Here is a 10,812-nt window from a genome sequence, read left to right on the forward strand (position 1 = left end):
ATGATTGATTGGCTTACCTCCAAAAACTTTACAGCTTTATTTCTTCGTTAGGTGCTAAGATCAGTCGCCCCTCGGACACAAAGCTTTCGGCCTGTTGCCGATCAAACAAAGCGCCCGGTTTCATATGAATGGGGATGGTATGGACGGCGCCGATGACTGCCGCACAGTCGGAGGCTTCTTTGGGATCCATATTATAGAAGCCATCAATCGGCAGCAAGGCATAGTCAAGTGATTCTTTAGATAAAATATCTTTCATATAGTCGGTGGTGGAAGTATCCCCGGAAGCGTAGATGTTAATGCCATCAAGCTCAATCACATAGCCCACACACTTGTTTTTATCATGGCCGGAATTATAGGCAGGAACGGCCTGGATGGCAATGTCATGAATTGACCGGGTTTCATAAACACCGTTGATCAGGATATTTCCCGGTCGGAGTACCACGCAGCTTTCTTTTTGATGTAGCAGGGATAAGTTGTTATGGTCGGGATGTTCGTGGGTTATCAGGACAATGTCGGCCGGCAGACCATAACCGTCCCCGGCAAATGGATCAATGTATATCACGATCCCCTGATCTGAAACAAGCCGATAACTACCGTGGCCTTGATATAATAATTTTCCCATGGAATGCTCCTTCAACAAATTTTGGTTAATCGATTTTTAAAATTCAAGGTCTCATATAAATGCTGATTTAGCACCATAAATTAATCTGTTAGTTTCAGTTTATCGCCATGAATTGTTTTTGTCAAAGGAATTTAAGAAGAAAGAGCCGGGACATGCGGAGTTGTTAAGGCGAGGGTGAGAAGAACTGACATTACTAAAGCTATGAAGGGAAAAGACTCAAAAAATAAAAGCAACGGTTCTCTAACGAGACCGTTGCTTTCATGAAAGGTTAGAATAGTTTAAGTGTTTGATGATGCTTTGCTTATTTATAATATACATGGGAATACTTAAATGTATCTTGAAATGATTCTTGATTAAGAATTTATTAAGAAATGCTAATATAGGTTTCAATCAATGATAACGGCGAACTGAACGAAACTGATAAAAAGGCTTACAGCATCGTAATATGAAAAAATGGCATTGACGATCAAGCGAAGGATATGACGACATGATATGCTATGGTTAAAAGGAGGTGCTTTCAATGCACGCGTGGGAACAAATACAAAAAACGGTTGATTATATTGAAGAACATCTTGGGGATGAATTGAATATTGAGGCTTTAGCTGAAATCGCAGCCCTGTCGTCATTCTATTATCAACGACTTTTTAGCCGACTGGTGAAAAAACCGGTGAATGAGTATATAAAGCTCAGAAGACTGGCCGGGGCAGCAGAAATGCTGATAAATAGCCAGAAGCGGATTTTGGATATTGCCCTGGATTTTGGTTTTTCAGCACACACCAGTTTTACCCGGGCTTTCAAGCAGGCGTTTGGAATAACGCCGGAAGAATATCGGGGCAATCGAGTGCGCTTGAATAATTTTATAAAACCTCAGTTGCTGCTTAATTATACTCTGATTGATGAAAATGTCCCGCTTATTGCGGATGGGATTGTCATCGAGATCAGCCGATTAAAGTTGGCAGAACCAGAATATTTTATTGGACTGAGCACAGAGGAACGGATCGAAGCAATGCCAGGTGGCGGAAATACCGGTGTTGATGGTCTCGGCATCCTATGGGACACGTTTCATAAGCAAAAATCTGAAATCGCCGGGATTACCACTGATGGTGATGAAATTGGGGTTGCCTTCAGTAGCACTAAAGCAGGGTGCTATAGCTATTTTGCCGGATCTGCAGCCGATGCTGAGAAGACCCCAGATAGTTATGTTTCCTGGAAAATATCTGCAGGTGAATATATTGTTTGTGCTTTTGAAGCAGAGGATTTTGAGCATCTTGTTATGGATGCAGTGTATAAGGCGCATAAATATTTATTTGAAACTTGGCTGCCCCGACATCAATTAAAAACGATGCCCTTTGCGGTGGAGCGCTACGCCAGTCATGATCCGGATACAACAAAGATGGAAGTCTGGGTGATGCCGATAGGAGAAACTGAAAAGTCGATTTAATATGTGATCGTGGAAATTGAGAATAACGAAAGCCTGAAGTAAAATCCCAGGCTTTTTTGCATGTGAAAATAAAACCGCTGATGTTCGAACAAAAAAATATTCACAACTAATTACATAAATCCTCGACAAACAAAGAAAATTATATGCTATAATAGCTTCGTATAACTTTGCTCGGTTTGAGCAATTTTGCTTGCGACTAATCATTATCGAATGATAATCAAAAAAAATAGATAGACCGTTTAGCTGTGCCTTTGGATTCGGGTATTATGGTTGAAAAAAGGAGGCAATGAGAGAGGACATCATGAATAATCAACATTTTGTTAATAAAGCTTTTCGGGTATTTGTCATCAACAGCATCCTTTCCTCAGCCGGGGTGGTGCTGGGAACCTTTGTGGATGCCATCATTCTGGGAAATGCCTTTGGGGCGATTGGTCTGTCGGTACTGGCAGTTTCGATGCCAGTATATGCGGTTTACAACCTGTTCGGTTATGCCTTTGGGGTCGGTGGATCCCTGAAAGTATCGGAGGCCATCGGCGCCGAGGATAAGGATGGGGTCAGGGTCAATTTTACCCAGGCGATGTTTTTTGCGGCGGCAGTCGGATTGATTATTGCAGTATTAGGAATGTTCTTTTTGCCAGAAATTATTGGTCTCACTGGGGGGGCAGGCATTGCCGCCGCCGGGGATTATATGTGGCCGATTGTAATCACCGCCCCGATATTCATTCTGGCGCCGGTGATGTCTTTGCTGATTCGCAGTGACGCCGATCCGTTTCTGTCCACCCTGGGCATCAGCGTTTCGGTGGCCGTAAATCTGGGGCTGGATCTGATCTTTATCTTCGGACTGAACATGGGGGTGTTCGGTGGGGCACTGGCCATGGTTATTGGACAGTTGGGTGCGATTGCCGTTTACGCCTTTCACTTTTTGAAAAAGCATAATCATCTCAAATTGTGTCGTGCTTCACTTAGTCCCAAGGCTGGCTATCAACTTTTTCAGGGGGGCTTCGGGATTGCATCAGCCTTTATTTATCAGGGAATCACCTTGGTCGTTATCAATAATTTACTGAGTGTGACAGTGGGGGTCGGAGGACTGGCCGTTTATAATATCCTTTTTAATGTCTCGCTGTTTGCCTATGCCATATTTGATGGGATTTCATTGGCGCTGGCGCCCCTGGTGGCAACTTTTGCCGGCGAGAAGGACACTGAAGGGGTTTATAATACCATGGCGCTGTCGTTAAAGACAGCGATTTTGCTCAGTGCCTTATGCGTCCTGGTTTTGCTTATCTTCGCCGAACCGATTGCATCGATGTTTGGAGTAGCCGATAATTTGCCACTGGTGGCTCACACCATCCGAATCTTTGCCTTAGGGGTGGTGCAAACCTGCTTTAACTGTGTCATGGCACATTTTTATCAGACCATTAAGCGGCCAACCCTGGCAGGAGTCATTTACTTTATGCGGGGCTTGTTGCTGCTAATCGCCTTTTCGGCCTGGTTTATTCCGGTTTTTGGGGTGTCAGGAACGGCATTAGCGATGGTCGCAGCGGAAACGGTAACCATGGTGATCCTGCTCTTTGCGGCGCTGGTTCTTAAGAAACAGGGCGGGTACCGAAATGTGCTATTGTTTAAGGAACCCATTATTGCCAAGGATAAAATATACGAAACGACTCTTTCTTCTGACATTAAAGAGCTGGAGAAATGCGTGGTTGAGATCGAAGCTTTTTGCGAAAGACTGGATATTGACAGCAAAAATGCTTATTTTATTAATCTGACCATTGAAGAATTGGCGGCCAATATCATTAATTTCGGCTTCAATGATGGGAAACCCCATTATATTCATATAAAAATTGCGCTATTTGACGAGGACATCTACATTCGGCTCAGGGATGACAGCACCAGCTATAATCCCTTTGAAGAATCAGAAAAACCCGATGAAGCGCTGGATTATCTGGGGGTATCGATTGTTCGGAAGAAAGCGAAATCCTTTGCTTATAATCGAACACTGGTATTCAATAATCTGCTTATTATTCTGTAAAATAAGGTGGTATCAATGAAAGAACCCAAAAGTATTCGTCGAATAAGTCTTAAAACCAAATTTGCATCAGCAAGTATGATTCTGGCCATTTTTCTTTGTGTGATTATCGTTCTGATCTCCTACTTCAGTTACCGAGATGAAATGTTTAAACGGTATGATGCGAATATTTCATCGCTTGTTCACACGGCTGCGGCCTTAGTGCCTGCGGATAAGGTGAACCAGTACTATGAAACCCAGCAAACAGATGCGGATTATGATCAGCTGATTGAACAATTTCAAATAATTCAGGAACAGAACCATCTTGAATATTTGTATGCCTATGTTCCCACCGCAGATGGGTTCAAAGTTTTTGGTCAGGGAACCAAGCCGGGTCAGGAAGGCCATTTTGTACTGGGTGATTTTTTAGGCACCAGCTATTATCCACAAGCCGATATTGATGCGGCAAATAATCTCTTTAATAATCCTGATGCGCCTAAGACCATTATCTCAAATGATAGTGATTTTGGCTACCTGATTAGTGCCTTTGAAGTGATGCGGGATGCCCAGGGAAATCCAATCCTGGTAGTCGGTGCGGATATGTCAATGAAGGATATTAATAAAACCCTCAATGCCTATATCATTTTAGTATCGTCTATCGCATTGCTGATATTTGTTTTGTTCATCACCATTTACCTGCTGTTCTTGAACAAGTCAATCATCGATCCCCTGCAGGTCATTGTCGATAATGCGACCGATTTTGTTAACATCAACATGGATGAAAATTTGGGTGAGATTGTCGCCTTGAATATCGATGTAAAAACCGGTGATGAAATTGAAATTCTGGCCGAAGCCTTCAACAAAATGACCAGCGACATCAGCCGCTATATTAAAGAGCTGACCAGCGTCACCTCTGAGCGTGAGCGGATTGAAACCGAGCTGCGGATTGCCACCCTGATTCAGGAAGGCATGCTGCCCCGGAACTTTGAATATCCGGACAGATATGAATTTACGCTTTATGCATCGATGCGGGCGGCCAAAGATGTGGGCGGAGATTTCTACGATTTCTTCTTTGTGGATGATGATCACTTTTGTATCACCATTGGTGATGTGTCAGGAAAAGGGGTTCCGGCGGCTTTATTTATGGCGATGACCAAAGCAACAGTTAAAGATCTGGTGCTCAGACGCTTGCCCGTCGATGAGGTCATGACCGAAGCCAACATTAACCTGTGTAACAACAATGAGCAGGGGATGTTTGTTACCTTGCTGATTGCAATTATTAATGTCAAAACAGGGGTGTTCCAGTGGTGTGATGCCGGACATGATCCGGCGATTATCTGGAAAAAAGATGGCACAGTTGAAATGCTAACCGGCAAGAAAGGATTTGTTTGCGCCGGCATGGAGACCGCCAAATATAAGATGAATGAATCGCAAATCGAAAAAGGGGATATCATCTATCTTTATACCGATGGGATTCCCGAGGCTAATAATACCAAAAATGAATTTTATGGACTGGAACGCCTGAAAACATTGGTTGCTTCAAAAGACGAGCATGATATTAAATCACTGTGCGCTGACATCTTAGCGGATGTGGATGAGTTTGCGGACACGGAACCGCAGTTTGATGATATCACCATGCTCGGATTTAAGTTTGAGGAGTAGCAGTATGGATATCATCATCAAAGCTGGGCAGGAATTGGTGGTCGAAGATTTTGACGCTACGCTAGATCTTGACCGCAAGATTTTTGGGAATGAAATTGTGACCAATCAGGGTATGGCGTTAAAACGGTTTTTGAAGTTTAAAGAGGGACTTATTGCTGCCTATACGGATCATACACTGATGGGCTTTATCAGTTTTTTTGGGGTCGCAGCTTCAGTTTATCAGCGGGCCGTATTCGAACAGGAATACATTGACGATAATCTTGATGAAAGTGAAGTTTTGCCTTTGGAAAAAGAAAGGGAAAACAATATCCTGATCTTGGATTTGGCAGTTGATGAATCCTTTCGGCATCAGGGCATCTCAAAGCGGTTACATGAAACGCTCTGGGATTATCTCAGGCATAAATATAACCAAGGCTATCTGATTGAACGGGTATTTTGTTTTGCAATCACTGCTGAAGGATGCCAAAGCATGAAATTTCTTGGTGCCAGAGCGATCTGGTCAAAAGATAATATTACCCTTTTTGAACTGGGAAAAGAAGTGTTTTTGGGGCGCTGATGGAATATGATATCGAAAGGTTCAGCGACTGCCTCATTTATCTTGAGAACAGTAATGTTAAAGATAACCATACTATTTTACCAGAGACTTGGAGTTCACCCGATCAAAACGATTGAAGTGATAGGGGTCTCAGTGGATTTGTTAACCAACAGTAAAGGAGATCAGATAAGATGAAGAGATTGATTGTTAATGCATCGACAGATAACCTGCCAGAGGTACTCGAATTTATCGATAGCGAATTGGAGACAGCGGGGGCCAGTATGAAAATGATATTTCAGATTGATCTGGCGGTGGAAGAAATTTACGTAAACATCGCCCACTATGCTTATGCCCCGGATGATGGCAACGTGATCATTCAATTTGATTCTTATGGTGAACCGCCGCTGGTAGAAATCCAGTTTATTGACCAGGGGAATCCCTTTAATCCTCTGGATAACCCCGATCCCGACATCACCTTGACGGCTGAAGAGCGTCAAATTGGCGGCTTGGGTGTGTTGATGGTCAAAAAAAGCATGGATGAGGTGGACTATCGCTTTGAAGAGAACGAGAACATATTGACAATTAAAAAATTGGTATCCTAGATGAACTAGATTTTCAAAACGTTGCTATAAGTAAAAGCCGGGAGCTGGAGTATGATTATGATGAGCGTGAAATACGATTGGATTTTTAAATAAGGATTTAACCAGTAAACAAAAGGGAGGAAATTAATGAAAAGAGTTCTAATAAGCACATGCATACTTATTACCCTATTTCTGACCGGGTGTAGCCAGACGGCAGCCACCCTGCCCCCAGTTGAAACGGCTAAAATAGGAACCATGATCGGGACGGTCAGTGAGATTATGGCGCCGAATAAGTATCCCGATGCAAAAATCAATCGTTATAATAATTATGTCGATGAGTCGGCGGCGCTGATGGCCGGAAAAATTGACTATGCCATTATGGATTATGCGTCGGCTAAAAACTATACCAAGAATAATGATAAGGTTGTTATTTTACCGGATCCCTTAACGGATGAGGTAACGGCCATGGCTCTGAATAAAGCGAATACCGAATTGAATCAGAAAATCAATGCGGTACTGAACCGCTTTTTGAGTGATGGCACCATGGACGAGATCATCGCCCATTGGTTTCCCGATACCGGAGCGGACTATCAAATCGTTGATGTTCCCCAAAACACCAGTGGACCAGTACTTAATGTCGCGGTAACATCATTGACCGAGCCCCGCTGTTTTGTTAAAGATGGTGAGCTGACCGGTATGAACGTGGAGCTGATGGATCGAATTGCCGCTGAGTTGGGAATGCAGACCGAGTATCAGGATATGGATTTTTCGGCTATGATTGACAGCCTGCAGTCCGGGAAAAGCGATGTAATTGCGGCCATGTATAACACCCCGGAGCGGTCTGAAAAGGTTGCTTTTACAGCGGGCTATTTCCCTAATCCACAGGTGTTTGTGGTCAGAAAAGACAGAGTAGCAGAGGTGGACAATGCCAAGTAAGAAACGAATTCTGGCACTGCTGTCAGGTCTTGCGGTGATGTTATTGATCTGCGGTTGTTCAGCCGCCGATGAAGCGAAAATAAACAGCACCAGCGACTTGAACCAGGCCGGCTATATCATCGGTGTCCCCGAAGGAACACCCCCGGAAGAAGTGGCCAAGGAGTTTATGCCCAATGCCGAGATCTCTTATTTTACCCAGTTTATTGATGGGGTGGCGGCCCTTAAAAGCGGCAAAGCCACAGCGGTAATTTATGACAGTTCCGGGGTTGACCGGATTTTGCTCAGTAATCCCGACCTGGTTAAGCTACCCGAAGAACTGGGCAATATTGAAATCGCCACCGTAGTGGGGTTGAATAATACGGCGCTTAATGACCAGGTCAATGCCTTTATCAAACAGATTCATCAGGATGGCACCGCCGACGAAATGGTGACCCGCTGGATTGATAATATTGGTGGGGTGATGCCGGATATTTCCAAGCCCCAGAACCCGGACAAGAAGTTGACAATCATTACCAATGGTATGACGGAACCGATGAATTATTACGAAAATGGCGAGCTTACCGGCTATGATATTGAGTTTATCAAGCGCTTCGCCAATTACGCCAATTTCGATTATGAAATCATCACCATGGATTATGCGGCGATGATCCCGGCCCTCCAAAGCGGCAAAGGCGATATCATCATCTCTGACTTCTTCAAAACCGATGAACGGGGTCAGGAAGTGCTTTACAGTGACGCCTATGTGGTACTGCATAACAGTGTATTGATCCGAAAAAGTATGTACGCAGGTAACACTGAAGCTGGCAGCGAGACCATCGTTACGAATGACGAGCTCAACGGGAAACGGGTGGGCTTTATCACCGGTATGGTGCATATCGATAATTTTCGTCCGCTTTATGATACTGAGGAATATGAATTCAACGATTTTTCAGCGATGATGGAAGCCCTGAAAGCGAATCGCATTGATGCGATGCTGACCAGTGCGTCTAAAGTAGCGGAGATCACGCAACAAAATCCTGACCTACTAGCCTTACCCCCTTATGCCGATAATTCGTCTTCCATTGGCGTCAGCAAAACCAATGCCGAGCTGGGAGACAAGCTCGATGCGGTGGTAAAAAGTATGATTGCCGATGGCTCATTGGATACCTTGACAGAGAAATGGATGGGCAGCAATGAGGCTGAAAAAGTTCTGACGCCGGTTACCTTGACGGGCGAAAATGGCACCCTCGTAGTCGGGGTTCTGGGTGACGATTATCCCTATTCCTACTATAAAGATAACGAGTTGGTAGGACTGGAAGTCGATCTGGCCAGAACCCTGGCGGCCAAACTGGGAATGAAATTAGATCTTAATGCCATGGATTTTTCGGCTATTCTCCCCAGCATTACTTCTGGCAAGATTGATCTGGCCTTCTACCTGGCCTATACGCCGGAACGGGCAGAGTCGATCCGATTCCTGACACCGTTGAAATCAGATAGTGCCGTGGCCATTGTAAAGAACAAAGCTTACACTGGCAGCACGCCAGCAGAGGGAGCATTTTTGGGTGGCTTTTTTGCCTCACTTCAAGACAGTTATAACAAAACCTTTATTGTCGAAGACCGCTATAAACTGGTTTTAGAAGGGCTTTGGACAACCATTGTCATTTCGATGCTGTCGCTATTCTTTGGCAGCTTCCTGGGCGCCGTAATCTGTGCCATGCGCAAGTCCCGCTTAAAGATCGTATCCGGGCTGGCGATTGTTTATATTCGATTGATTCAGGGGGTACCGATTGTGTTGACCCTGATGATCCTGTATTACATTTTGTTTGCCTCAGTGGATATCCATCCGATCCTCATCGCCGTGGTGGGTTTTTCGATTAATTTTGCCGCCTATTCGGCGGAGATCTTCCGTACTGCCATCGATGCCACTGACAAGGGACAGTTAGAGGCGGCCTATGCGCTGGGATTTACCAGGGTAACCAGCTTTTTCAAGGTCACCTTGCCCCAGGCACTGCGTCACATTTTGCCGATTTTTAAGGGCGAATTTATCAGCATGGTAAAGATGACCTCGGTGGTCGGCTATATTGCCATTCAGGATTTGACCAAGATGACGGATATTATTAGGAGCCGGACCTTTGATGCCTTTTTCCCGCTGTTTGTGACTGCTTTTATTTACTTTGTGATCACCTACCTGTTTATTATCGTGTTGGGAAAAATCGAAGTTCAGGTCGATCCCAAGCGCCGGAAACGGCTGATCAAAGGGATTGTTGATCCTGAAGTGAGCGTAACGGAGGTGGTAAAATGATCACGATCAATGGTCTCTCCAAAAGCTTTGGAGCATTACCGGTGCTGGAAAATATCAGCACCGAGATAAAAGAAGGCGAAGTGATTTCGATCATCGGGCCATCGGGCTGCGGGAAGTCAACCTTTCTGCGCTGCATCAATTTGCTCGAAACCCCAACAAGTGGCGAGATCGTCATTGATGGCCAGAATATCTTGGCTAAAAATGCCAATGTCTCCGGTCTGCGACAGAAAATGGGGATGGTATTTCAGTCTTTCAACCTCTTTTCCCATCTGATGATCATTGAAAACCTGATGCTGGGACCAGTCAATTTACTGAAGATGCCCCGGCAACAGGCTTATGATGAAGGGCTTGCCTATCTGGAAATGGTCGGGCTTCGATCAAAAGCCCTGGCCTTTCCCGACGAATTATCCGGTGGCCAGAAACAGCGGGCGGCGATCGCCCGAACCCTGGCGATGAAGCCAGAGATTGTATTGTTTGACGAACCCACTTCGGCTCTGGATCCCACCATGGTCAGTGAGGTACTGGGGGTTATCCGCAAGCTGGCATCAAGCGGGATGACGATGATGATTGTGACCCATGAGATGAAGTTTGCCCGCGATGTCTCCAGTCGGGTGTTCTATATGGATGAAAAGGGGATCTATGAAGACGGATCGCCGGCAGAAATTTTTGATCATCCCCAGAAGGCTAAGACTCGAGCGTTCATCCGCAAAATTTCAGCCTTTGAATACACTGCGGCCGGCAGCGGCTTT

Annotated in this window: 8 protein-coding genes and 1 pseudogene; 8 read left to right on the forward strand and 1 reads right to left on the reverse strand. The window is 44.9% G+C overall.

Translation table 11 applies throughout. The features are described from left to right. Nucleotides 1-28: 28 nt before the first annotated feature. On the reverse strand, nt 29-622 hold the full coding sequence (locus Q7J41_RS06065; protein WP_304886221.1) for an MBL fold metallo-hydrolase: 594 nt from the start codon (nt 620-622) through the stop codon (nt 29-31). Nucleotides 623-1,142: 520 nt separating this feature from the next. On the opposite strand from Q7J41_RS06065, the gene Q7J41_RS06070 reads away from it, so the two are divergent. From Q7J41_RS06070 to Q7J41_RS06105, 8 genes and pseudogenes are all read left to right on the forward strand, one after another. Continuing rightward, a complete protein-coding gene (locus Q7J41_RS06070) occupies nt 1,143-2,063 on the forward strand; it encodes an AraC family transcriptional regulator (RefSeq protein WP_304886223.1) in 921 nt (306 codons plus the stop codon). Between the two features lie 301 nt (nt 2,064-2,364). Then, entirely contained in the window at nt 2,365-4,092 is a 1,728-nt protein-coding gene (locus Q7J41_RS06075) for an MATE family efflux transporter (protein WP_304886225.1), read from the forward strand. A gap of 15 nt (nt 4,093-4,107) precedes the next feature. After that, nucleotides 4,108-5,730, forward strand: a complete 1,623-nt coding sequence (locus Q7J41_RS06080) for a PP2C family protein-serine/threonine phosphatase (protein WP_304886227.1) — start codon at nt 4,108-4,110, stop codon at nt 5,728-5,730. A gap of 4 nt (nt 5,731-5,734) precedes the next feature. Further along, a complete protein-coding gene (locus Q7J41_RS06085; RefSeq protein ID WP_304886229.1) occupies nt 5,735-6,286 on the forward strand; it encodes a GNAT family N-acetyltransferase in 552 nt (183 codons plus the stop codon). A 170-nt stretch (nt 6,287-6,456) separates the two neighbouring features. Continuing rightward, nucleotides 6,457-6,867, forward strand: a complete 411-nt coding sequence (locus tag Q7J41_RS06090) for an ATP-binding protein (protein WP_304886231.1) — start codon at nt 6,457-6,459, stop codon at nt 6,865-6,867. Nucleotides 6,868-6,993: 126 nt separating this feature from the next. Next, nucleotides 6,994-7,782 carry a transporter substrate-binding domain-containing protein gene (locus Q7J41_RS06095; protein ID WP_304886233.1) on the forward strand — a complete coding sequence of 263 codons (789 nt, stop codon included), beginning with the start codon at nt 6,994-6,996 and terminating at the stop codon, nt 7,780-7,782. Continuing rightward, complete coding sequence (locus tag Q7J41_RS06100) at nt 7,772-10,063, forward strand: ABC transporter permease subunit (protein WP_304886235.1); 2,292 nt, start codon at nt 7,772-7,774, stop codon at nt 10,061-10,063. The genes Q7J41_RS06095 and Q7J41_RS06100 overlap by 11 nt, the downstream gene beginning before the upstream one ends. Continuing rightward, nucleotides 10,060-10,776: pseudogene (locus Q7J41_RS06105) on the forward strand (amino acid ABC transporter ATP-binding protein); the annotation flags it as partial. The gene Q7J41_RS06100 and the pseudogene Q7J41_RS06105, both read left to right, overlap by 4 nt. Between the last annotated feature and the right edge of the window lie 36 nt (nt 10,777-10,812).

It is taken from the genome of Acetobacterium sp. (genome assembly GCF_030652775.1).
Classification (GTDB): domain Bacteria; phylum Bacillota; class Clostridia; order Eubacteriales; family Eubacteriaceae; genus Acetobacterium.

Coding starts and splice junctions, on each gene's coding strand:
- Q7J41_RS06100 (WP_304886235.1), top strand. CDS start 7,772: ATGCCAAGTAAGAAACGAATTCTGGCACTGCTGTCAGGTCTTGCGGTG.
- Q7J41_RS06085 (WP_304886229.1), top strand. CDS start 5,735: ATGGATATCATCATCAAAGCTGGGCAGGAATTGGTGGTCGAAGATTTT.
- Q7J41_RS06065 (WP_304886221.1), bottom strand. CDS start 622: ATGGGAAAATTATTATATCAAGGCCACGGTAGTTATCGGCTTGTTTCA.
- Q7J41_RS06090 (WP_304886231.1), top strand. CDS start 6,457: ATGAAGAGATTGATTGTTAATGCATCGACAGATAACCTGCCAGAGGTA.
- Q7J41_RS06070 (WP_304886223.1), top strand. CDS start 1,143: ATGCACGCGTGGGAACAAATACAAAAAACGGTTGATTATATTGAAGAA.
- Q7J41_RS06075 (WP_304886225.1), top strand. CDS start 2,365: ATGAATAATCAACATTTTGTTAATAAAGCTTTTCGGGTATTTGTCATC.
- Q7J41_RS06095 (WP_304886233.1), top strand. CDS start 6,994: ATGAAAAGAGTTCTAATAAGCACATGCATACTTATTACCCTATTTCTG.
- Q7J41_RS06080 (WP_304886227.1), top strand. CDS start 4,108: ATGAAAGAACCCAAAAGTATTCGTCGAATAAGTCTTAAAACCAAATTT.